Consider the following 23093-nt stretch of genomic DNA (forward strand, 5'->3'; position numbering starts at 1 on the left):
CCCCGCCCCATCACTCCTCCGGGCAAGCCACCGGCCCGACCGGGCACGGCCCCCCGTCGGCCAACCCCACGCAGAACCGCTTCTCGTAGTTGCTCACGCCCGCGCCGACGCAGTCGTCGAAGTCGTACCCCTCGTTGAACGTCGAGATTCGCTGCTCGCGGAAGTGGTTGTCGCCATAGGCTTCGCTGGTCGTGGTGATCACGAGGCCGTTGGCGACGACCTCGTAGGTCGTGCTCAGCTCCGACGGCGACTCGCAGTCGTTGATCGTAAAGCGGATCGGCACGTGATCGCGCAGCGCCTCGAGGATGCACTCGAGCGCGGCAGGGTCGTCGACCTCGAGCTCGGGCCCGCCGGTCGTCGCCTCACCTCCATCGGTGCCACCGCTGGTACCACCACCGCCACCGCCACCGCCGCCACCACTGCACTCGCCGAACGTCACCGGACCGCACGGCGACGGAGAGTGGCAGTCGTAGTCGAGACAAGGCTCCTCCTCGCAGCTCTCGTTCCAGCGGTCGGTCTGCCCCCAGCAGTTCCCGCCGTTGCCCACGTCCCACGGCGAGCTCGTCGGCAGCCCGCCGCCGCAGCCGTCCTCGTCGCCCCACGGATCGGCGGCCGTTTCATCGGTTCCGCAACCTTCGGTGCCGAAGCCGCTCGTCGACGAGGGCAGCTGGCCGGTACCGCTCAGGCCGCTCGTACCGGTGCCGCCCGTCCCGCCCCCCGTGGTGCCACCCCCCGCCGAGCTCTCCGACATGCCGGGACCGCTCGACCCGTCGCCACCCATGCCGAACTTGTCGCATCCCGTCACCATCGCCATCACACCCAAGCCAATCAACCAATATCGTCGCATCGTCCGTCTCTGCGCCACGAGTGTCGACGTCGGACGATTCGATCGGTCGACGATCGTTCCCTTTTGCGGGGCATGGCCCGCGCAGCCAGCGCGACCGCGTGGATCGTGCAGCCCCGGCGTTGCCGGCCTCGCCTCGCGGCGCAGACTGCCGCCATGCTTCGAGCCTCCTCTCTCCTCGTCACCCTCTCGCTCGCCGTGGCCTTCCTCCCGACCTCGGCACCAGCGACCACCCTCATCCCCGAGTCGTCCCCCGCTCCCCCGGCGGCCCACGACCCCGCCACGACCACCCCTCCCGCTACCCACGACGACCACCCCGAAGACGTGCTGTGCTACTGGGCCTGCATGGCGCTGTGCCTGGCGTCGGGCAAGCAGCACGACGGATGCACCGACATCTGCGCCCACACGTGCTTCACCGTCGTCGCGCCCCCGGAGCCCACCTGCGAGAGCAACCCCAACACCTGCTAGGCCCGAACCCGCAAGGAGCAGGGACCACGCCAGCGGGCCCGCGGCTCACCCGGTCTGCATCCCCACCGTCTTCCCGGCCAGCGCCGCGCCTTCGTCGAGCACCATCATCCGCACCCGCCCGGTGGCCACCAGCTCGCCCGCGTCGTCGCGGATCTCCACCCCCCACACCTGCGTCCGCCGCCCGCGGTGCACGGGCGTGGCCCGTCCCAAGAGCCGCCCGCTCCGCGTCGCTCGCAAGAACGACGTGCTGTTCTCGAGCCCCACCGTGGTCTTGCCGCGCGCCATCGCATCGATGGCCGCCCCCACCGAGCACAGCGTCTCCACCATCGACGCGAGCACGCCCCCGTGCACCAGCCCATACGGCTGCAAGAGGTGCGGCCCCACCGGGACTTCGGCCACCACCTCGTCGCTCGTCACCCGCGTAAACCGCAGCCCCAGCGCCTCGTTGAAGCCGCCGCGCGTCTCGTTGATCATGTCGGTATGGTCGGAGGCTTCGGTCACTGGTAGACCATAGCGCGTCCGCCTGCCTCCCGAACCCGAGCCGCGCTACCATCCCCGCATGGCGAGCATCACGACCATCGTGAGCACCCCGGCGCTCGGACTCCTGCTGGCCCTCGCCACGATCGCGTGCGGCGACGACGGCAGCGCCACCACCGATGACGACCCCACGGGCGCGACCTCCGCCACCTCGTCCTCGCCGACGTCCTCGCCGAGCACCACCGCCGATCCCACGACCAACCCGACCACGACCGCCTCCACGACGTCGTCGGACCCGAGCACCAGCGCCGACGACGGCAGCACCGGACCCACCGGCGCGTGCGTACAGGCGCGCCTCTTGTGGTTCGAGGACTTCGAGAACGGCGACTACGATCGCTGGACCTCCAACACCTACGGCGCCGACTGGGGCGGCCCCTGCGACTACAACGAGCTGTCCATGGATCGAGCGGTGAGTGGCTCGTGGTCCAACCGCTCGGAGATCACCTGCGTCACGCCCGAATCGCACCGCGGCTACGGCGGCCTGCAGTTCGACGGCGACGACGTGGTCGAGGCCTATACCAACACGGGCAGCGGCATCGATGCGCCCCATGGGGTGATCAACACCTACTGGAGCTGGCTCGAGGTCCCCTACCCGTTCGAGAACGGGCGCTGGTTCAGCCCGTTCACCGTCAACAATGCCTGCGACTGGAGCGACAACGTGATCACGCTGGGGCTCGAGGATCCCTCGAACCGGATCACCCCCGCGCACGTGCTCAACACCGGCGGCACCGTGACGTTTGCCGAGAACGCCCCCTCGTTTCCGCTGGGCCAGTGGGTTCGCACCACGATCTACGTCAACTACCACGAAGGCCGCATGCACGTGTGGCAGGACGGCGCCGAGCTCGTCGACGCCACGTTCTCGCGCAGCGACACCGACCTGTGTCAGTGGCACTGGGGCATGTACGCCAGCGGCGACAACGACGACATCGTGCTCTACGAGGACGACAACTCGCTGTGGAAGCTCGAGGAGCCCTGGGTCGACTTCACGGTGGAGCCGTGGCTGGGGCACTCGGTGATGGCCTGCGAGTGAGCCGCCCTCACTGCTGCACGCAGTAGATCGGCGACACCCAGTCGCACACGCCACCGAAGCACCACGAGCTCCACGACCCGTCGATCATGTCGGCGCGCCCCCACTGCCCGCCGCCCGCCACGGAGGTCCAGTCGGCGCACGAAGTGCCGCCGCTGTTCCCGTTGGCGGTGGTCGAGCTCCACACGGTCGGGAACCCACCACCCGCGCACGAGGTGTTGCCGATCGGCGGTGGCCCGCCGAGCTCGGTCACGTTGATCGGCGCATCGAGCGTGCCATCGACCAGCCCCGCCCAGTTGGGCGCCACCTGCACCCCATCGGGCCGCACGTAGGGCTGGGCCGACTGGACCATGCGCGTCGAGGGCGACTCGGCCGCGGTCGACAACCACGCCATGTACGTGCCCGGAAGGCCGGCCGCCACGGCCAGCGCCTGGCACTGGGCATCGGCGCCCAGCAGGCCCCCGAAGTTGCCGTTGAACATCTGGCTGGTGACGAAGATGTAGCGATTGTCGCCGCCGCAGTCGCTGGGACAGCCGTCGCCATCGACGAGGTTGCCGTCGTCGCAGACCTCGAAGCCGTCGAGGATCCCGTTGCCACAGATCCCGCACCCCGAGGTGTCGTAGGTCAGGCAATCGGGCATGCAGGTGAGCTGGCCGCTGTCGAAGCCCTGGCCCCCGCACGTGGCCCCCGCCACCGCGTTGCCATCGCACAGCTCGGTGCCATCGACGATGCCGTTGCCGCACAGGCCGCAGCCCTCGGTGTCGAACGCACAGCTGGATCCACACGCCACGGTGCCGCTGTCGAAGCCCGCGGCGGCACAGGTGGCCCCGCCGAGCTGCATGCCGTCGCAGTCCTCGTCGCCGTCGATGAGGTCGTTGCCACAGGTGCCACACCCCGAGGTGTCGTAGGTCAGGCAATCGGGCATGCACGCCAGCTGCCCGCTGTCGAAGCCCTGCGACACACAGGTCTGACCGAACAGTACGATGTCGTCGCAGACCTCGTCGCCGTCGACGATCACGTTGCCGCAGGTGCCGCAATCGCCGGTGTCGAGCAGGCAGCGAGCGTCACAGGAGAGCGTGCCGCTGTCGAAGCCCTCGGAGGCGCAGGAGGCCCCGCCGAGATCGTTGCCATCGCACTGCTCCTTGCCCGCGAGCACGTTGTCGCCGCAGTTGACGAAGGAGCAGCCCGAGTCGTCGTAGCCGGTGCAATCGGCCGCACAGGCCAGGGTCCCCTGATCGAAGCCCTGCGACTCGCAGGTCTCCCCGGACAGCACGTCCCCGTCGCAGACCTCGTCTCCCTCGAGCACTCCGTTGCCGCACTCGGCGACGGGCCCGGTGGAGTCGCTGCTGGTGTCGTCGGCCGCGACGGTCGTGCTGCCATCGCCGGTCTCCACGACGGTCGTGCCCGAGCTCGGATCGAACGTGGTGACCCCGCCGGTGGTCGTGGAGCCGTCGCTCGTGGCCGAGCCGCTGCCCGCGGTGCCGCTGGGCGTCGTGTCTTCCGGACACGCAGCGAGCATCGACATCGAGCCTACGAGCACCAGCCGAAGGGAGTACCGACCCGTCATCTCGGCCATGCTATCAGCTACGCACGGCCTGGAGCACCCGCGCGTCTTCGCCCTGCCACGCGAGCGGTGTACCTGCCGAGGGTAGCGCCATCATGGCCCTTGATGTCGCCACCGCGACTGGCCACCATCGACCTCGGTGCCCCGACCGCTGCCGCTGCGCTTCTTCGCCCGTGACGTCCTCGAGGTCGCGCCCGCGCTGCTGGGGCAGCTGCTGTGTCGCGACGGCGTGGTGCTGCGCATCACCGAGGTCGAGGCCTACCGGTGGCCGGGCGACACCGCATGCCATGCGCGCTCCGGCCGGACCGAGCGCAACGACGCCCTGTGGGGACCGCCCGGACGCGCCTACGTGTACCTGTGCTACGGCGTGCACACGATGCTCAACGTGGTCACCGGAGCCGATGGTGACGCGCAGGCCGTGTTGATTCGATCGTGCGAGCCCGTGGAGGGCCTGCCGACGATCCAGGCCCGGCGTGGGGGCCAAACGAGGAGCAGGTCGGGGCCCGCGTTGCTGGCGGGGCCGGGCAAGGTGGGGCAGGCGCTGGACCTGCACACCGACTGGTCGGGGCACCCGCTCCACCGTCCCGGCGACCTCTACCTGTGTCCCGGTCCCACGCCTGCGGAGATCGCGAGGGGCCCCCGCGTGGGGATCGACTTCGCGGAGCCCGAGCACCAACGCCTGCCGTGGCGCTTCGCCGACGCGAGCTCGCGATGGGTGACCCAGCGCGGCGGCCTTCGCCCGCCCCCACCGAAGCAGTCGAGCCCAAAGCAGTCGAGCCCAAAGCAGTCGAACCAGTAGCGCGAGGACGCCGACCCGCTCGGGGTGCTCATGCGAGCGCCGACCTGAGCCGATCGAGCAGCACGTCGATGTCGAGGGGCTTGTTCAAGAAGCCCACCGCGCCCAGCCGCTCGGCCTCGCGGTGCACGTCGCTGACGACGCGCGAGGTGATGACGAGGATGGGGAGCCCGGGGTGGCTGTTGCGCACGCTCGCGATCAGCTGCTCGCCGTCGACCTCGGGCATCTCGAGATCGGTGAGCAGCAGGTGCGGCGTCCGCCCTTCGAGCTGCGCCAGCGCACGACGGCCATCCTCGGCCACCATCACCTCGTAGCCCTCCTCCGTGAGGACGTCCTCCAGTGCCAGGCGAGCGCCGGGATCGTCGTCGACGACGAGCACGAGGGTCATGCTGCACAGTATGCCGGGCGGGGGGTGGACGTGCGATGCCACGTGACGGCAATCCTTGCCGCAGTGCCAGCACGCATCGCGCCGTGGCCCATCGACGCCTCGCCTCGCGGCTCTGGCGCAAGGGCCAATTCGGGGGCCGGTGCGGGTCGGGCCGGGGGGTGCGGGCTCCGGTGAGGCCTGATAGCGTCGGGCTCGATCATGACCCAGCGCCGCCTGTTCCTCCGCGAGCGACCCCGCCGCAACCGCAAGTCGGCCGCGATCCGCGACGCGGTGCGCGAGACGGCCTTCGGCCCCGAGCACCTCGTGCTGCCGCTGTTCGTGCACGACGGCGACGGCGAAATCCCCATCGGCTCGATGCCGGGCTGCTCTCGGTGCTCGGTGGCGGGCCTGCTCGCCGAGGTGGAGCGAGCCCATGGCGTGGGCGTGCGCATGGTGGCGCTGTTCCCCGCGATCGACGATGCGCTCAAGGATCCCACGGGTACCGAGTCCTACAACGACGACGGGCTCGTGCCACGCGTGATCGAGCAGCTCAAGAATCGGTGGCCCGAGCTGATGATCATCACCGACGTTGCGCTCGATCCGTACTCATCGGACGGACACGACGGCATCGTGGCCCCCGATGGCCGCATCCTCAACGACGAGACGGTCGAGGTGCTGTGCCGCCAGGCGCTGTGCCAGGCGCGAGCCGGGGCCGATGTCATCGCCCCCAGCGACATGATGGACGGTCGCGTGGGCGCGATCCGAGAGGCGCTCGACGACGAGGGCTTCTCCGAGGTCTCGATCCTCGCGTACACCGCCAAGTACGCGTCTGCATTCTACGGGCCATTCCGCGAGGCGCTCGATTCGGCGCCCAAGAGCGGCGACAAGAAGACCTACCAGATGGACCCGGCCAACGCGCGCGAGGCCATCCGCGAGGCCGCGCTCGACGAGGCCGAGGGCGCCGACATGCTGATGGTCAAGCCGGCGGGGCCCTATCTCGACGTGGTCCGGCTGCTCCGGGAGCACAGCACCCTCCCCATCGCGGCGTATCAGGTCAGCGGCGAGTACGCGATGCTCAAGGCAGCCGCCCTGCGCGGCTGGCTCGACGAGCGCCGCGTGGTCACCGAGAGCCTGCTCGGCATTCGCCGCGCCGGGGCCGACGTGGTGCTCACGTACTACGCCCGTCAGGTGGGCGAATGGCTCGCCGGCGAGGCCTGATCCGGTCGAGTCGGAACCGCTCGTACCGTCGAGACCTCGGCCTCGCCGGGTGGAACACAATGGCCCCGCGAAGAGGCGGCTTTCCACACAATCGCTGCTGTGTAGGCAAGGACCTCTGACGGGGCTGCTGCCACCAGAGGAACCCTCACACTGATGGCGGCGCAGCCGCCGGACGGAGGGGATCGTCCATGCTCCATCGCCTCCGGCATGGAAACAGCCGCCCGGGGCCACGGGCGTCACCAACCGCGGCACGAACCAGCCCGGGCGATCGCGCATCCCACAGAACATGAGCGAGCCGAACCGCAGTGGACAGGCGAATGAGGGCTTGCCCCACTGGGCCGCTTCCACTTACAAATGGGTGAGGGGGATCGCGGTGGCTTCACGGGTTCGCATTCTGACAATCGAGCCGGATGACCTGCTGTCCGCAGTGCCGCAGCGCACCAAGCGTCGTGACACTGGGGCCGCTCCGGTTGCAGCGGCTCCCGTGCCAGCGACCCCGATGGCAACCAAACCCGTCGGGAGTGACACTGCCGTGGCTCGACGCGAGCGCGAGGAGACGCAGGTACGTCACCACGCGTTCTTGCATCAGACGCTTCCCCCCAATGATCCGCTGGTCCGAGAGATCGAGCGCTACCGCAGCGGCAACGACGGGGAGTGACCCGGCCCCGCAGGGCCGACGTCGCCAGGCGCCGCTCGACTAGAGGGGGATCTCGACGATCGCCGGAATCCTCTGCAAGGTCTGGATGACCGAGCCGTCCGGACGCATGCGAAGGTAGAGCTCGCGCCCCCCGTGCTCGACCTCGACCGTCACCTCGTCGACCTCGGGACCCTTCTTGGTCTCGGCCTCGAGGATCTTGCCGCCGGGAGCGGTCTGCTCGATGGCGGCCTTGAGCTCGGCCGATAGGCTCGCGGGATCGACGCGGCACTCCGTATAGACCTCTGCGCCCTCGGGGCTGGCCGCCACCTCGCAGAGGGTCCCGCCGTCATCCACCTCGACCTCGTACACGCGACCGCGATCGGCATAGAGTTCGGTCTCGTAGCGCGTGATGGTGGCCTTGGGCCACTTGGACTTGGCCAGCTCGATCACGGGGGCGGGGATCGAGGCGGCATCGTCGTGGTAGAGCGCCTGCTTGACCAGGTTGCCCTGCGCATCGACGCGGAGCTTCACCTTCTCGACCTTGGATGCGGCCGTTGCCGTCTGGACCAGCTCGGCATCGAGCGCATGGGCGGGCGCCGCCCCATCGGCCGTTGCCGCCGCCGCGCTGCCCGATGGCGGCGTCGTCCCCTCCGTGGTGGTCGCGTTGGTGGTGCAGGCGAGCAGCAAGACGGTGGGGAGCCAGAGCCGAGACATGACCGAATGCTCGTTCACGGGCGCCCCGGGACGCAAGTCAATCCTCCGCCTCGTCCCAGGATCGAGGATTCCCACGAACCGGGCGCCCAAGAGAGCCGGGCTCCGGAGCCGGCCTACCCCCTGAACCGATCGGTCGCCGCCACGAGGGCCGCCGTGATGCCGGGCTCGTTGGCCGAGTGCCCCGCGTCCTCCACCAGGCACAGCTGCGAGCCCGGCCACGCCCGGTGGAGCCGCCAGGCGTTGCGCGGGGGGCAGATCACGTCGTAGCGACCGTGCACGATCACCACGGGTATGCCCAGCAGCGCCTCCATGCCGTCGAGCAGCTGCGTGGGCGGGTCGAAGAACCCCTCGTTGACGAAGTAGTGGCACTCGATGCGAGCAAAGGCCAGCGTGAAGCTGGCGTCCTCGCAGTGTGCGACCAGCCCCTCGTCGGGCAGCAGCGTCGCCACCCTGCACTCCCACTCGCTCCAGGCCCGGGCCGCGGCCCGACGGACGCCGGGGTCGTCGCCGGTCAGGCGGCGGTAGTAGGCGCCCACCAGATCGTCGCGCTCCGCCTCGGGGATGGCGTGTACGAAGCCCTCCCATGCGTCGGGGAACAGCGCCGTCGTGCCACCGCCGTAGAACCACGCGCCCTCGTCGGGCGCGAACGTGAAGATCCCACGCAGCACCATCTCGGTCACGCGCTCGCGGTGCCGCTGCGCATAGGCCAGCGCCAGCGTGCTGCCCCACGAGCCGCCGAACACCTGCCAACGCTCGATCCCCAGGTGCTCGCGCAGCGCCTCGATGTCGTCGACCAGGTGCCACGTGGTGTTGTCGACCAGCGAGGCGTAGGGTGTGGAGCGACCACAGCCGCGCTGATCGAACAGCACGATGCGATACGCCTCGGGGTCGAAGAAGCGTCGGTGCCGGGGCTCGATGCCGCCGCCCGGACCACCGTGCAAGAAGACCACCGGCTTGCCGTCCGGGTTGCCGCACTGCTCGTAGTAGAGTTCGTGCAGCTCGGAGACCCGCAGCTTGCCGGAGTCGTAGGGCTCGATCTCGGGGTAGAGGCTCCGCGCTCCGCTCACGGGGGCACTTTGTCAGCCCGCTCCCGGTCCGACAAGGGTCTTGGGCGGGCTGGGGTGTCGCCTACGGCCGGAAGCGATCGGTGGCCCCGATGAGCACGTCGACGATCCCGGGCTCGTAGGCCGAGTGACCGGCATCGGGCACCACGTGGAGCTCCGCCTCGGGCCAGGCTCGATGCAGGTCCCAGGCCGACATCATCGGGCACACCACGTCGTAGCGCCCCTGTGCGATCACGGCCGGGATCTGGCGGATCTTGCCCACGTCGCGCAGCAGCTGGTCCTCGACCTCGAAGAAGCCGCCGTTGACGAAGTAGTGGCACTCGATGCGAGCGAAGGCCAGCGCGAACTCGTCCTCGCCCGCGTGGCTCATGTACTCCTTGCTCTGCATCAGGAAGCTGGTGCTCGCCTCCCACACGCTCCATGCCTGCGCCGCGGCCAGGCGCACCGTGGAGTCGTCGCTGGTGAGCCGGGCATAGTAGGCCTTCATGAGGTCGCCGTGCTCCTCCTTGGGGATCGCGGCGAGGTAGCCCTCCCAGGTGTCGGGGAAGATCGCCGACGCGCCCTCCTGGTAGAACCAGTGGAGCTCCCTTTGGCGCAGCATGAAGATCCCGCGCAGCACCAGCTCGGTCACGCGATCGGGGTGCCTCTGGGCGTAGGCCAGGGCCAGGGTGCTGCCCCACGAGCCGCCGAACACCTGCCAGCGCTCGATGCCGAGGCGCTCGCGAATCGCCTCCATGTCGGAGACGAGGTGCCAGGTGGTGTTGTCGCGCAGCTCGGCGTGGGGGGTGGAGCGCCCGCAGCCGCGCTGGTCGAACAGGATGATCCGATAGGCTTGCGGATCGAAGAAGCGCCGCTGCTTGGGATCGGTGCCGCCGCCCGGGCCGCCGTGCACGAACACCACCGGCTTGCCGTTCGGGTTGCCGGACTGCTCGTAGTAGATCGTGTGGAGGTCGGAGACCGACAGCATGCCGCTGTCGAAGGGCTCGATCTCGGGATAGAAGCTGCGACGGCCGCGCATGGGCGGCGAGCATACCGCGATGGAGCCGCGATCGGGATCAGAGCGTGTCCACCACCGCGGCTGGTGCCTGCACCAGCTCGATGAGCACGCCCTGGCCTCCGATCGGCGAGTGCTCGTTGCCCTTGGGGTGGATGAAGCACACATCGTGCCCCGAGGCGCCCTTGCGAATGCCTCCGGGCGTGAAGCGCACTCCCCGCTGCTCGAGCCACGCGACGGCCGCGGGCAGATCGTCGACCCACAGCCCAATGTGGTTCAGCGCCGGCTCGTGCACGCGCGGACGCGCCTGCGGATCGAGCGGCCGCATGAGATCCAGCTCGACCTCACCGCGCCCGCGCCCGAGCACGAGGATGTCCTCGTCGACGTTCTCGCTCTCGCTGCGGTACTTGCCGCGGATGGGCACGCCGAGCAGGTCGTTCCACAGCGTGAGCATCGCCCGCTGATCGAGGCCGCCGATGGCGACCTGCTGCAGACCGAGGATGCGGAAGGGACGATCGGGCGGCGCGGGCATGGGCGAGGGCAAGGGTAGCGCGGCTCGTGCGGGGAAGGGAGCGCGGGGGTCGTATCGGAACCCGTTGGGTCATTGTGGGCCGCGCCGAGTCGCTCGGTGCTCGCGAAGCTCCGGGCAGACCTGCAACAGGCCCTGCCAGCCGGCTCCGTGCTCCCGCATGGCCTTCTTGCGGCCACGGCCGATCAGGACCTGCCGTCGGGATCGGGCCCCTGCTCCCATGCTCGTCGCGGTGCCGCCCGCACCCGGCGGCCCGCATTCGTCGGTGGTAGGCTCGTCACGCCTCACCCGTGAGGTGGCGTGCCATGAAGAACCCCTACGGCATCAGCGACTTCGGCCGGATTCGCGACGGGGGCTTCTTCTACGCCGACAAGACGCCATTCCTCGCGGTGCTCGAGGCCGGATACCAGCACGTGGTGTTCCTGCGCCCGCGGCGGTTCGGCAAGTCCACGCTGGTGAGCATGCTGGAGCACTACTACGACCTGGGCCGCAAGGACGCCTTCGACCGGCGCTTTGCGGGGCTCTGGGTCCATGCGCACCCGACCGAGGAGCGAAGCCGCTATCTGGTGCTCACCCTCGACTTCTCGAGCGTGGCCACCGATCGAGGCCCGGATGCGCTGCTGCGCACGTTGGTCGAGTCCGTGCGCAACCGGGTGAGGACGTTCCTGCTCCGGTACCGCAGGCTCGTGCCCGAGCTCGACGACCTCTACGAACGACTCGACGACGTCCAGGACGCAGAGGGGCTCGTCGGCATGGTGCTCGACGTCGTGGCCGCGACGCCCCACCAGATCTACCTGCTCGTCGACGAGTACGATCACTTCGCCAACCGTCTGCTCTCCGGAGGAGCAGAGGACATGTACGAGGCGATCGTCACGAAGACCGGCTTCGTGCGCACCTTCTATGCCACGCTCAAGGCAGGCACCACGTCGGGAGCGGTGGCCAGGATGTTCGTCACCGGCGTCTCCCCGCTCATGCTCGACGACCTCTCGAGCGGCTTCAACATCGCCACCCACGCCTCGCTCGACGTCGGGCTCAACACGCTGGCCGGCCTCACGCGGCCGGACGTGACCCGGGCAGTGGACGAGCTCTTGACCGCGCGGCCGGAGCTCGCCGAGAGCCCGGGGATCGACGACCGGGGGGCCCTCCTCGACCTGCTCGAGGCCTGCTACGACGGCTATCGATTCTCCGAGGACGCACCGGAGCGGGTCTTCAACTCGGACATGGTGCTCCACTTCTTGCGGGAGCTCGCCGCGCGCAAGCGCCTGCCGCGGAGCATGCTCGACCGCAACGTCCGCACCGAGTATGGCCACCTGCAGCGCATCGGAGCGCTCAGCGGCACCGCCGTGGCCGAGCGCCGCATGCTGCTGCAGACGATCCTGGGCGAGGGCCGGATCCGCAGCGAGATCGTCGAGCAATTCGGGGTCAAGAGCCTCGCGTCCCATGCCCACTTCCTCTCACTGCTCTACTTCTTGGGCATGCTGACCATGGGTACCTCACCGCGAAGCGCCATGGGGTACGAGCTGGAGATCCCGAACCGAGTGATCCGCGAGCTGCAGTGGGAATACCTGGCGCTCATGCTGCGGGACGACGCCGGAGTACGGATCGACGTCGACGAGCCACAGCGAGCGCTCACGGGGAGATACTCGTGGCTGCTCGAGCTAAGACACCTGGAGGGTGGGTGTCGAAGTGCCGGCCCCGAGGATGCCTGATCACGCACCGATATCCGCTCACGGCCCGTCGTGCAGGCGTGGCTCTCCGCTCGCCCGTGCCACCACGCTCGCCTCGTGCTCGGCGATCTCGTGGAGGCGCGCCCGCAGCTCGTCCTCGCTCACGAGCTGCAGCCCCCGCGCGAGGTCGACGTAGGTGGCATGGTGCCGGGCCTCGCTGGCCAGCAGGCTCTCGTAGAGCAGGGCCAGCGCGGGGTCGGCATCCTCGGCCCCGGCGTCGCAGCGGGCCGCGAGCGCCCCGTGCAGCCGCTGCATTCGCTCGCAGCTGCGGGCCTCGATCATCGAGCAGCACAGGAGCGTGTCGATCACCCGGCCCGGCTCGTGCTTGCGGCAGACCTCCATCAACCGCGAGGCATAGGCGCTGGGCTGCTGCCGCACGAATGCCCGACCCCGTCGCCGCAGGTGACCCAGCACCAGCTCGAAGTGCTCGAGCTCCTCGCGCGCCAGCGCCGACAGCGGCTCCATGAGCGACTCGTGCTGCGTGTAGCGAAAGATCAGGTTGATGGCGGTGGACGCCGCCTTCTTCTCGCAGTGCGCATGATCGAGGAGGATCTCGTCGAGGTGGGCCAGGGCCCAACCCGGCCACTCGGGCGAGCTGTGCGAGCGCAGGTGGAGCACGACGGCCGCGGAGGATACCGCACGCGATGGCCGGGACGCCCGCCCGGACTGCTACCATCGCCCGCGGTGCACGACACCAGGCCCACGCCCCGATGGGGGCACGTCTCCCCGTGGAGCAGCTCGACCGTCCTGCTGTGCGGGCTCGGGCTGTGCGGGCTCGGGGCCTGCCGCCCGCCCGCCCCGCCACCCCGCATCCAGCCTCCCGCCCCGGCGCCCCGCGAGCCTGCCGCCGCTCCACCATCGATCCTCTCCGCCCACCTCGCTCGCGTCGACGATCCCGAGCTCGGTGGCAAGGACGGCATCCTCCTGGTGCTCGACGCCGAGCTCGACGCCGCCTCGCTGCGGCCTCGGGCGTTCGTGATCAGCCGAACCTCCGCCGGCCCCGTGTGGCCGGAGCAAGCGATCCTCGCACCGGCCAGCGAGGACGACGAGAACCGCACGGTGCTGCTCATCGGCGAGTTCGGGGAGCCCGGCCAAGAGCCCTCGCACGTGGCGATCGCCGGATCGCTGTGGTCGGAGGATGGCCGCTTGCTGCAGGGCCTGGGTGCTCCCGTGACCCCGTCTGCCGCGCCACCCTACGTCGTGGCGCTGCAGGTCCTGCCCCCCGCCCCGCAGCGCTGCGAGGGCGTGGCGCAGACCCTGCGGACCTACTGGACCGACGAGCTGCGCGGCGTGGAAGCCGACGATCTCTCGCGCATTCGGGTGCGGCTGCACGGCGGCGCGCTCGTGAGCCCCGTGCGCTTCGACGACCACGAGACCGAGCACGGCGAGGCGGGGCAGGACAACGTGCTCGACCTGTGCGTGGACGATCCCGCGCCGATCGACGCCCTGTCGGTGCAAGGCGGAGCCTTCCACGACGTGGCCGGCCACCGCAGCGCCTCGCTCGAGCTCCGTCCATCCGATCCGGTCGCCCGTCCCGGGCGCTAGCCAGGTTCGGAAGCGGCCAACTGGCTTCGCGGCAGGTCCCGCCCGCCGCAGCCTCCGCACCCGACCTCGCGGTATGCTCCACCGTCGCCCCGCCATGTCCGCCCCTCCGCCCCGGCCCATTCGCAAGCTCCTTTGTGCCAACCGCGGTGAGATCGCGATCCGTGTGTTCCGAGCCGCTACCGAGCTCGGCATCCGCACCGTCGCGATCTTCAGCCACGAAGACCGCCTGCACCTGCACCGCTACAAGGCCGACGAGTCCTACCTGGTGGGCCGCGGCAAGAGCCCGGTGGGCGCGTACCTGGCGATCCCGGAGATCATCAAGATCGCCAGCGAGAGCGACGTCGACGCGATCCATCCCGGCTACGGCTTCCTCTCCGAGCGAGCCGAGCTCGCCAAGGCCTGCGAGGACGCGGGGATCGCCTTCGTGGGTCCACCGCCGGCGGTGCTCGAGGCCCTCGGCGACAAGACCCAGGGGCGCCGCCTCGCCCAGCGGGCGCAGGTCCCCGTGATCCCCGGCACTCCCGATCCGGTGGCCGACCTCGACGCAGCGCGGGCCTTCGCCGACGAGGCGGGCTACCCCCTGATGATCAAGGCGGCCAAGGGCGGCGGCGGTCGGGGCATGAGAGTGGTGCGGCAGGCCAGCGACCTCGAGGACGGCTACGGCCGTGCCACCTCGGAGGCCGCGGCGGCGTTCGGCGACGGCTCGGTGTTCATCGAGCGCTACGTGGAGCGGCCGCGCCACATCGAGGTGCAGATCCTGGCCGACCACACGGGCGACGTGATCCACCTCTACGAGCGCGATTGCTCGGTGCAGCGGCGCCACCAGAAGGTGGTGGAGATCGCCCCTGCCCTGGGCCTGTCCTCGGATCTACGCGAGGCCCTCACCAGCGATGCGGTGCGCCTGGCCCGGGAGGTCGGCTACCGCAACGCCGGCACGTTCGAGTTCCTCGTCGATCAGGAGGGCCGCCACTACTTCATCGAGGCCAACCCGCGGATCCAGGTCGAGCACACCATCACCGAGGAGATCACCGGGGTCGACCTGGTGCAGTCGCAGATCCGCATCGCCGGCGGCTCCACCCTGCAGGATCTCGGCCTGCGCCAGGAATCGATCCAGGTGCGGGGCTACGCGCTCCAGTGCCGGGTGACCACCGAGGATCCCCTGCGCAGCTTCCAGCCCGACACCGGGCGCATCGAGGAGTTTCGCACCGGGCATGGGTTCGGCATCCGCCTCGACGGCGGCGATGGCTACATGGGCTCGGTGATCCTGCCCCACTACGACTCGCTGCTCATCAAGGTGATCGCACGCGCGATCACCTTCGACGCCGCGGTCCGCAAGGCCTCGCGCGCGCTGGCCGAGTTCCGCATCCGGGGGGTGAAGACCAACATCCCCTTCCTGCTCAACGTCCTGGCCCACGAGCGCTTCGGGCAGGGCCAGCTCGACACCTCGTTCATCGATCAGACGCCCAAGCTGTTCCGGTTCCCGCGACGACGCAACCGGGGCATGCGCCTGCTGCGGTTCCTGGGCGAGCTGGTGGTCAACGGGCCCATGACTCCGCTGGGCACCAGCGAGCCCCCGGCCAACATCGTGCCCGAGGTGCCGCCCGCCCTCTCCGGACCGCCCCCCGATGGCTGGCGCAAGATCCTGCTCGAGCAGGGCCCCCAGGCGTTCGCCCAGGCGGTGCGCCAGCACGAGGGCCTGCTCATCACCGACACCACCTGGCGTGACGCCCACCAGTCGCTGCTCGCCACCCGCGTGCGCACCCGCGAGCTGGCTGCGATCGCCCCCGCCACCGCGCAGGCGCTGGCCTCGGCCTACAGCCTCGAGATGTGGGGCGGCGCCACCTTCGACGTGTGCCTGCGATTCCTCCGCGAGTGCCCCTGGGATCGCCTCGAGCGCCTGCGCGCGCTGGTGCCCAACATCCCGTTCCAGATGCTGCTGCGCGGCGCCAATGCGGTCGGCTACACCAACTACCCCGACAACGTGGTCAAGGGGTTCGTCAAGGTCGCCCGCGAGCGGGGCGTGGACGTGTTCCGGATCTTCGACTGCCTGAACTACGTGGAGAACCTGCGGCTCGGCATCGATGCGGTGGGCGAGGCCAACGGCGTGATCGAGGCCGCGCTGTGCTACACGGGCGACGTCAGCGACCCGAGGCGCACCAAGTACTCGCTTCAGTACTACGTGGACCTGGCCGGCAAGCTGGTCGAGCTGGGCACGCACGTGCTCGCCATCAAGGACATGGCCGGGCTGCTCAAGCCCCGCGCCGGGCTCGCGCTGGTGAGGGCCTTGAGGGACGCGTACCCCAACGTGCCGATCCACGTGCACACCCACGACACCGCCGCCACCGGGGTGGCCTCGATGCTGGCCTGTGCCCACGCGGGCGCCGACGTGGTCGACCTGGCCGTGGCGCCCATGGCCGGCATGACCTCGCAGCCCGCCATGGGCGCGGTGGTGGCCGCGCTGCGCGACGGTCCTCGCGACACCAAGCTGTCACTCGAGGTGCTCCAGCCGCTCGAGGACTACTGGGAGCAGGCGCGCCAGCTCTATGCGCCGTTTCGAGTCGGGGCTCAAGAGCGGCAGCGCCGACGTGTACTTCCACGAGATGCCGGGTGGTCAGTACACCAACCTGCAGTTCCAGGCACGGCAGCTCGGCCTCGCCGAGCGCTGGCCTGCGATCAAGCGCGCCTATGCGGCCGCCAACCGCCTGCTGGGCGACGTGGTCAAGGTGACCCCTTCCTCCAAGGTGGTCGGCGACCTCGCCCAGTTCATGGTGCAGAACGACCTGACCGAGGAGGACGTGCTCGAGCAAGCCGAGACCCTGAGCTTTCCGTCGTCGGTGGTCGAGTTCTTCCAGGGCTACCTCGGCGAGCCCTACGGGGGCTTTCCCGAGCCGCTGCGCTCCAAGGTCGTGCGCGACCGCCCCAAGATCACCGGCCGCCCGGGCGCCTCGCTGCCCTCGCTCGATCTGACGGCGCTCGAGACCTCGCTTCGCGACGAGTACGGCGCCCGCATCCGCGACGTGGACGTGCTCAGCGCGGCGCTCTATCCCAAGGTCTTCGACGAGTACATGCAGTTCCGCATCGAGCACAGCGACATCTCGGTGCTGCCCACCCGCAACTGCTTTGCTCCGATGGAGAAGGGCGAGGAGATCCTGGTGGAGATCGAGCGCGGCAAGACCCTCATCGTGCAGCTCGCCACCGTGGGGGAGCCCGACGCCGAGGGCATCCGCGAGGTGTTCTTCCTGCTCAACGGCCGGCTGCGGGCGATCCGAGTGCGCGATCAGGAGGCCAGCACGGAGGTGGTCGTGCGCGAGCGCGCCAACGGCTCCGACCCCGGCTCGATCGGCGCCCCCATGCCCGGCACCGTGATCGACCTGCGCACCAAGGTCGGGGCCCAGGTCACCGCCGGTCAAGCGCTGGTCGTGCTCTCGGCCATGAAGATGGAGACCGTCGTCGCCTCCCCCGTCACCGGCAAGGTCGAGCGCCTGGCGGTGAGCACGGGCGACGCCGTGAAGGCGGGCGACCTCTTGTGCGAGGTGACGGTGGGGTAGGGAGCGGCGCTCGTGGCCGAGCGAGCGCCAAGCGAGCGCGACCTGTTGCTCGCTTGGCGCGACGGCGTTCGCAGGAGAGACCTGCTCAATCGCCGAGGACTTGGTCGGTGAAGTCGTTGTAGAAGATGCCGGTGGGATCGTTGGCCTTCCGCATTGCAAGGAAGCGCGCCAGTCCTGGCCGGCGACTCAGCTTCTGGCGCGCGTCGGCGTAGGCACCCGCCCATGCCTGGAAGAGCTTGCCCCAGTGCATCAGACCGCCGTGCGCAGCCCACTGCTCGACGATCTGGTTGTGGTACTCTCGGTAGACGTCGATGGCAGCGTTGGACCCGAGGAGGCTCTTGATGGGCGTGAAGCTGAGGAACTCGATCCAGCAAGTGTGACTGGTGGCATTTCCCCAATTGGCGGGCGAGAGGGTGGCCTGAGAGCACTTGTTGAAGCGCATGTGAATGTTGAGATTGACCGGAAACTTGCCTTCGCCCTGCATGCCTTCGATCAGAGTCCGAGCCTGACTCCATGCATCCATCACCTTGCGCAGGTCCGGCTCGCCGCCCTCGTCGGAGATCTCCACCGTCCAGGAGGTGTCGAGGAAGTCGGAGAAGTACTTCTGCTGGTAGAGGTAGGCATCCGGCACATCCACGACCGGCTCGTCCGGGCCAAGGTCCTCGTTGGCATCCGTGGAGGCCAGTGGGGTCATGGATAGTAGTTCCTTGGCCGCGTTCCAGCTGAACTGCATGTACGTTGGAGTCGAGGACGGCTCGTTGGCCAGGAAGACCTTGGTGACGCTGCCCGCATGGCTCGCCATTTGCGACATGAGAGCCACCCCATCGTCGGCCTTGGTCACGTTGCGCAACGGGGTGCCGTCGGCCTGACGCTTGTAACGCTTGATCCAGAGTTGGTCGGTGAAGGGAAACCAGAAGATCTCCAGGTAGTCGCAGCCCTCGATGAGCCTCGCCAACTCGCGTGGATCCTTGTCGTCGGGGAAGAAGCGGGTGACGGGGGCGTACTGATTCAAGAGACCCACCTTGAAGAGGGGCTCCAGCTGCAGCACCAGCTTGGTGATCACGCCCAGGGCTCCGAGGCTCACGCGGAGCGCCGCCATGTCGTCCTCACTGACGGCAATGATCTTGCTCTGAAAGACCCCGGCGCTCTCGAGCGCGTCGGCGAGCTCCTGGCTGGCCGCATAGGCCTTTGGTACGACCTTTCCCTGCTCGTTCACGGTGAGCACCTCCATCGCCATGACGAGATCGGACACGGTCGGTGCCTCCCAGCCGGTGCCATGGCAGCCGTTGGCCACGAAACCGCCCAGGGTGATCTGCGGGGCTGGACCCATGGAGCTGACGGCCAGCGGTGGGTGTGGGTTGGACTGTTCGCCGGCCTCTTCGGGATCGTACCAGACCAGGTCATCGTCCTTCCCCATCTTCTTGGAGTTGGCGGCGTCATAGGCAAGCCAGCCTTGGCGCGTTCCTGGTGGGATGGCCACGTAGTAGGTGCCGCCCACCTCGAGGTAGTGAGCCTTGAGGTAGGGGTCGCGGGTGGCACCAAATGGGGAGAGATCGGAGGGATCGATCAACCAGGCGTCGACCTTCGTCGCGGTCGGTGTATACGTGTCGGGGGTGTAGGGTCCTGTACCGGGCACGACCCCGTTGCTCCACGAGTGACCGCTCGACCCAAGGCGCACCTTCTTCTTGGCGGAAGCCGCACCTTCGAGGGCGGCCACCAGACCGGCGATGGTCTGTGGCCTCTCGAGAACCGCAGGCTGCAACCTGATGGTCTGGGCAAAGTTGCTCCAATCGATCCCTGTCCATTCGAGCTTGTTCTTCAGAGTGGTACCGGAGATCTGGTAGCCTTGTATGGGGCCTTCGGGGTCGTACTTGAAGTTCTTTGCGGCCAGGTTGGCCTTGCCACCCACAACCTTGACCTTCAGTGCTACCCACATGCCCTTCTCGAGACCGGGGCATCTCTGTGGGGTCAGCGTCACGGACTCGGAGCCACCAGCGGCAAAGGTGCCTGACAGAGACGGCTCGACTTGAATGCCGTTGCCATCCCTATAGCTGCAAAGCATCTCGACCTCGAATGCCCCCGCATCATGGAGAGAGAAACCTCGTGCTGTATCCATTGTCGATGTCCGTTTCGTGAAATGATCGAGATCGAGCCAATGCATCGGGCCGCTGCCGCGATCTCGACAGTGGCACACAATCGCGCAATGAAGAGGAGCCTGGCGTGGCGTGCTCGGAAGACCCTCCACTGTCGAGGACGATGGAGGGGCTTCCGAAGCTCGACCCGCGTCCCTACTTCCTCGGACCGGTGTACTGAAGCGAGTTGTTGAGAGTCGAGCCGGAGATCTTGTACCCCTGGATGGGGCCGTTGGGATCGAACTTGAAGTTCTCCGCGGCCGTATTGTCGTCGCCGGCCTCCACCCAGACCTTCAACCTCACCCACACGCCCAGAGGGATCTTGTTTGGGTCCAGCGTCTCGGACTTCCCTTGGGCAATGGGAAAGTTGCCGCTGATCCTGTCGTCTTGGGACATGCCTTCGTCGTCCACGTAGAGTACGTGCATCGAGACCACGAAGCCTCCGTCGTTGTACAGGTAGAAACCACTCGCAGTTTGTGCCATGACGTTCTCGTCCTTTCGAGGTTGTGTCGACTGCTGGAGTCGAGGAACCCGGCGCCGGTGACAGTCACGGGTCGCCGTTGGGGGTACCGCGGAAGGAGTACGGCTCGCGCAGATCTTGATTGCGTCGATGTGAAGGAAACCGACCCGACGACGAAGTCGCTTCCCGGTCGCTCTGGTGTGCTCGATGCCATCACCGCGCGAGAATGCGCGCGGCTGCCTGTTCCCGTCCGTCGTCACTCGGAAGCGCTTGCCGACTCGGATCGCTGCGCCGCCCGCGCTTCCGCCACCCACCCCGCCGCCGCCGCCTTCATCCCCTCGATCTCCGCCGTCGTCTCGAGCCCCTCCAGAATCCCCACCGCCCGCTCGAGCTCCCCGATCGCCTCCCCAAACCGCCCCTGCCGATGCAGCACGCGCCCGAGGCTGATCCTCGCCATGGCCACCCGCGGGTGCTCGGGCCCGTGCTCGGCCTCCCAGTCCTCGACGGCGCGGCGCAGCTGCGCTTCGGCCTCGGCGTGGCGCCCGAGCTTGGCCAGCGAGGCGCCGAGGTTGGTGCGCGCGTGGGCGATCATCTGTCGATTGGGCACCTTGGCCTGCAGCAGGATCTCGAGCGCCTGCTCATACTGCTCCTGCGCCAGCCCGTGCTCGCTGCGCTGCTGGAGCACCGCGCCGAGGTTGATGCGCTGGTGGGCGACGTCGGGGTGACGCGGTCCCAGCCACCGCGTGCGCAGCTCGAGCGCGAGCCGGGAGTGCTCGAGCGCCGCGTCGAGCTGTCCCTGGTGCCGCAGCGCGATCGCCAGGCCGTCGAGCGGATCGGCCAGGGCGATGTGCTCGTCGCCCACGGCCTGCCGCAGGACCTCGAGCGCCGCCTCGTACTCGTGCTGCGCCCGTGGGTGCTCCCCGCTGGCGCCGAGCACCTGCCCCTTGGCCGTGAGCACCTCGGCCCGCGCCCGGCCCTCGAGCGTGCCGCGGTCCACGAGGCCCTCGGCCGCGACACCGAGCCACAGCGCGGCGTCGGGCTTGGCCTGGTCGACGCCGACCACGTAGATCAGCGTGGAGAGGGCCTCCACTGCCACCGCGTCGGCACCATGCCCGAGCGCACCACGAAGCGCGCGCTGAAGCAGCTCCACCGCGCGGTCGTACTCGCCGAGCTCGGCCCGCAGCGTGCCCTCGACGGCCAGGAGCTCGGCCCGCAGCGGCTCGGACGAGCCCGGCTCGGGCTCGGAGAGCTCGGCGAGCACCGCGAGTGCCTCGGCGTGCTTGCCCGCGACCTCGAGGGTACGAGCCCGGTCGAGGAACCCACGCACCAACGCGACCTCGGGATCGGTGTCGTCGGTGAGCGCGGCGGCCCGTCGCAGCCCATCGACGTCGGCACAGGCATCGATGACGGGCAGCGCCACCACGAGATCCACCGCGCGCTCGGCCACCTCGTCGTCGGCCCGTGCGAGCACCTCGGTCGTTCGCCGTAGCGCACTCGCCCGCTGCTCGAGACAGGATCGGCGCTGCTCGAGCTCGTCGCGCGTCTGCTCGAACCGCACCATGGTCGCCTCGCAAGCCTCGACGTGCGCCGTACCGAGCCGAGCGACGTAGTGACCGAGCTCCGAGTCCACCCGGGACCAGGCCTCGGCGGCGTAGGGCTGCTCGGTGGCCAGCAACGCGCTTCGGACCTGCTCGCGCGGCTCGTCACCCCACAGCGCGGCCGAGTCTCGTCCGGCATCCTGACATGGAGAGGTTCGGTGCTCGGCCGGCGACGACCACGGGCCGGAGGCCGCGAGCCCGAGCGCCCCGAGCCCGAGCACCGCGATGCCGAGGGCCGCCTTCGGCCACGACGTGCGTCGCTGGTAGGGCTCGAGCGCCTCGAGCAGCGCGTCCATCGAGGGCCAGCGCGCGTCGGGCTCGGCCGACGTGCCGCGACGCAGCGCTCGAACCAGGCCCCGCGGGATCCGGCCGCCCCGCGGATCCGCCAGCGACCCCGCGTCAGTGGCCGCGAGTTCCGGCGCTCGCTCGGCCGCGGGGAGCCGGTCGAGCAACGCCTGGAGCAGCGACACGCAGAAGCTGAACTGATCGACGCGAGCGTCGACGGCCTGCCCCTGGCGCTGCTCGGGCGCCATGTAGCCGAGGGTGCCCATGACCGATCCGGTCTGGGTGAGACGCTGCTCGAGCACGCTCGAGGTCACCTGCACGCGGGCGACCGAGCCGGGGACATCGGCTCCCCCGGCGGAATCCTCGAGGTCCTCGAGCGTCTCACCGCTGTGCCGCGCGAGCCCGAAGTCGAGCACGCGCACGCGTCCACTGTCGTCGATGATGCAGTTGGCGGGCTTGAAGTCGCGGTGGATCATCCCCACGGCATGGGCCGCCACCAGGCCCCGGCCCGCTTGCAAGTAGGCACTCAGCAGCTCGCGCCACGGGCGAGGCGTCGTCTGCCACTGCTGCAGCGTCTGGCCCCTCACCAGCTCCATGGCGATGAACAGCTGGCCGTCGAGCTCGCCGACTTCGTAGACCTGCACCACGTTGGGGTGCGAGAGACGAGCCAGCGCCTGAGCCTCGCGAAGCATGCGCTTGTCGTGCGCGGCCGTCTTGCTGGCATGCATGAGCTTGACCGCGATCTGGCGATCGAGGGTCTCGTCGTAGGCCCGCAGCACCGTGCCCATGCCGCCCCGACCGAGGGGACCGAGGATGATGAAGCGGCCCACCCTTCGCGGCTCGGGCTCCTCGCCGAACAAGCGCGCCTCGAGCATCCTCTTGTGCCACCCGTCGTCGAGCATCGACATCCCCGTGCCCGATTGCATGGGAGGAAGTCCGGCGCGGACCTCGTCGTCGAGCTCATCGGGGCTGGACATCGAGCGTCAGCCGAAATCTAGCACCTGCCCCGTGTGCCCGTCCGGCCTCCGAAGCGGTACGC

At 69.2% G+C, this 23093-nt stretch carries 20 protein-coding genes and 1 pseudogene; 9 read left to right on the forward strand and 12 right to left on the reverse strand.

The genetic code is table 11. The features are described from left to right. Positions 1–10: 10 nt before the first annotated feature. Positions 11–808 carry a hypothetical protein gene (locus OEB96_RS41960; RefSeq protein ID WP_266222578.1) on the reverse strand — a complete coding sequence of 266 codons (798 nt, stop codon included), beginning with the start codon at positions 806–808 and terminating at the stop codon, positions 11–13. A gap of 192 nt (positions 809–1000) precedes the next feature. Between OEB96_RS41960 and OEB96_RS41965 the strand changes: the two genes are divergently transcribed. Continuing rightward, positions 1001–1312, forward strand: a complete 312-nt coding sequence (locus OEB96_RS41965) for a hypothetical protein (protein ID WP_266222579.1) — start codon at positions 1001–1003, stop codon at positions 1310–1312. Positions 1313–1357: 45 nt separating this feature from the next. On the opposite strand, the gene OEB96_RS41970 is transcribed toward OEB96_RS41965, so the two are convergent. Beyond that, positions 1358–1813, reverse strand: coding sequence for a PaaI family thioesterase (locus OEB96_RS41970; RefSeq protein ID WP_266222580.1), 456 nt, complete (start codon positions 1811–1813; stop codon positions 1358–1360). Between the two features lie 58 nt (positions 1814–1871). On the opposite strand from OEB96_RS41970, the gene OEB96_RS41975 reads away from it, so the two are divergent. Beyond that, entirely contained in the window at positions 1872–2879 is a 1008-nt protein-coding gene (locus OEB96_RS41975; protein ID WP_266222581.1) for a hypothetical protein, read from the forward strand. A gap of 7 nt (positions 2880–2886) precedes the next feature. Here OEB96_RS41975 and OEB96_RS41980 read toward each other — a convergent pair whose 3' ends face one another. Continuing rightward, positions 2887–4443, reverse strand: a complete 1557-nt coding sequence (locus OEB96_RS41980; protein ID WP_266222582.1) for a DUF4215 domain-containing protein — start codon at positions 4441–4443, stop codon at positions 2887–2889. A gap of 136 nt (positions 4444–4579) precedes the next feature. On the opposite strand from OEB96_RS41980, the gene OEB96_RS41985 reads away from it, so the two are divergent. Next, complete coding sequence (locus OEB96_RS41985) at positions 4580–5239, forward strand: DNA-3-methyladenine glycosylase (protein WP_266222583.1); 660 nt, start codon at positions 4580–4582, stop codon at positions 5237–5239. Between the two features lie 28 nt (positions 5240–5267). Here the strand turns inward: OEB96_RS41985 and OEB96_RS41990 are convergent, their stop codons facing one another. Continuing rightward, positions 5268–5624, reverse strand: coding sequence for a response regulator (locus OEB96_RS41990; protein WP_266222584.1), 357 nt, complete (start codon positions 5622–5624; stop codon positions 5268–5270). Between the two features lie 198 nt (positions 5625–5822). Between OEB96_RS41990 and hemB the strand changes: the two genes are divergently transcribed. Both hemB and OEB96_RS42000 read left to right on the forward strand, forming a co-directional pair. Beyond that, positions 5823–6821: a porphobilinogen synthase gene (gene hemB, locus OEB96_RS41995; RefSeq protein WP_266222585.1), complete on the forward strand. Its 999-nt coding sequence runs from the start codon at positions 5823–5825 to the stop codon at positions 6819–6821. Between the two features lie 532 nt (positions 6822–7353). After that, on the forward strand, positions 7354–7479 hold the full coding sequence (locus OEB96_RS42000) for a hypothetical protein (RefSeq protein WP_266222586.1): 126 nt from the start codon (positions 7354–7356) through the stop codon (positions 7477–7479). 39 nt (positions 7480–7518) lie between these two features. Here OEB96_RS42000 and OEB96_RS42005 read toward each other — a convergent pair whose 3' ends face one another. The 4 genes from OEB96_RS42005 to OEB96_RS42020 form a co-directional block, all read right to left on the reverse strand. After that, on the reverse strand, positions 7519–8172 hold the full coding sequence (locus OEB96_RS42005; RefSeq protein WP_266222587.1) for an acetyl-CoA carboxylase biotin carboxylase subunit family protein: 654 nt from the start codon (positions 8170–8172) through the stop codon (positions 7519–7521). 113 nt (positions 8173–8285) lie between these two features. After that, positions 8286–9239: a prolyl aminopeptidase gene (pip, locus tag OEB96_RS42010; protein WP_266222588.1), complete on the reverse strand. Its 954-nt coding sequence runs from the start codon at positions 9237–9239 to the stop codon at positions 8286–8288. 61 nt (positions 9240–9300) lie between these two features. Further along, positions 9301–10254 carry a prolyl aminopeptidase gene (gene pip / locus OEB96_RS42015; RefSeq protein ID WP_266222589.1) on the reverse strand — a complete coding sequence of 318 codons (954 nt, stop codon included), beginning with the start codon at positions 10252–10254 and terminating at the stop codon, positions 9301–9303. A 37-nt stretch (positions 10255–10291) separates the two neighbouring features. After that, a complete protein-coding gene (locus OEB96_RS42020) occupies positions 10292–10762 on the reverse strand; it encodes a VOC family protein (protein WP_266222590.1) in 471 nt (156 codons plus the stop codon). Positions 10763–11064: 302 nt separating this feature from the next. Between OEB96_RS42020 and OEB96_RS42025 the strand changes: the two genes are divergently transcribed. Then, positions 11065–12468 carry an AAA family ATPase gene (locus tag OEB96_RS42025; protein ID WP_266222591.1) on the forward strand — a complete coding sequence of 468 codons (1404 nt, stop codon included), beginning with the start codon at positions 11065–11067 and terminating at the stop codon, positions 12466–12468. 18 nt (positions 12469–12486) lie between these two features. Here OEB96_RS42025 and miaE read toward each other — a convergent pair whose 3' ends face one another. After that, positions 12487–13104, reverse strand: a complete 618-nt coding sequence (miaE, locus tag OEB96_RS42030; protein ID WP_266222592.1) for a tRNA-(ms[2]io[6]A)-hydroxylase — start codon at positions 13102–13104, stop codon at positions 12487–12489. A 66-nt stretch (positions 13105–13170) separates the two neighbouring features. Here miaE and OEB96_RS42035 point away from each other — a divergent pair, with 66 nt between their 5' ends. The 3 genes and pseudogenes from OEB96_RS42035 to OEB96_RS46490 all read left to right on the forward strand — a co-directional run bounded on the left by OEB96_RS42035 (position 13171) and on the right by OEB96_RS46490 (position 17579). Next, positions 13171–14031, forward strand: coding sequence for a hypothetical protein (locus OEB96_RS42035; RefSeq protein WP_266222593.1), 861 nt, complete (start codon positions 13171–13173; stop codon positions 14029–14031). A 94-nt stretch (positions 14032–14125) separates the two neighbouring features. Further along, positions 14126–16546: pseudogene (gene pyc, locus OEB96_RS42040) on the forward strand (pyruvate carboxylase); the annotation flags it as partial. Between the two features lie 85 nt (positions 16547–16631). Further along, a complete protein-coding gene (locus OEB96_RS46490; RefSeq protein WP_323137497.1) occupies positions 16632–17579 on the forward strand; it encodes a biotin/lipoyl-containing protein in 948 nt (315 codons plus the stop codon). 85 nt (positions 17580–17664) lie between these two features. On the opposite strand, the gene OEB96_RS42045 is transcribed toward OEB96_RS46490, so the two are convergent. The 3 genes from OEB96_RS42045 to OEB96_RS42055 form a co-directional block, all read right to left on the reverse strand. Further along, positions 17665–19740 carry a D-arabinono-1,4-lactone oxidase gene (locus OEB96_RS42045; RefSeq protein ID WP_266222594.1) on the reverse strand — a complete coding sequence of 692 codons (2076 nt, stop codon included), beginning with the start codon at positions 19738–19740 and terminating at the stop codon, positions 17665–17667. 127 nt (positions 19741–19867) lie between these two features. Beyond that, complete coding sequence (locus tag OEB96_RS42050; protein WP_266222595.1) at positions 19868–20194, reverse strand: hypothetical protein; 327 nt, start codon at positions 20192–20194, stop codon at positions 19868–19870. A 233-nt stretch (positions 20195–20427) separates the two neighbouring features. Beyond that, positions 20428–23031 carry a serine/threonine-protein kinase gene (locus tag OEB96_RS42055; protein WP_266222596.1) on the reverse strand — a complete coding sequence of 868 codons (2604 nt, stop codon included), beginning with the start codon at positions 23029–23031 and terminating at the stop codon, positions 20428–20430. Positions 23032–23093 lie beyond the last annotated feature (62 nt).

This window comes from Paraliomyxa miuraensis (assembly GCF_026337845.1).
Taxonomy (GTDB): Bacteria; Myxococcota_A; Polyangia; order Nannocystales; family Nannocystaceae; genus Paraliomyxa; species Paraliomyxa miuraensis.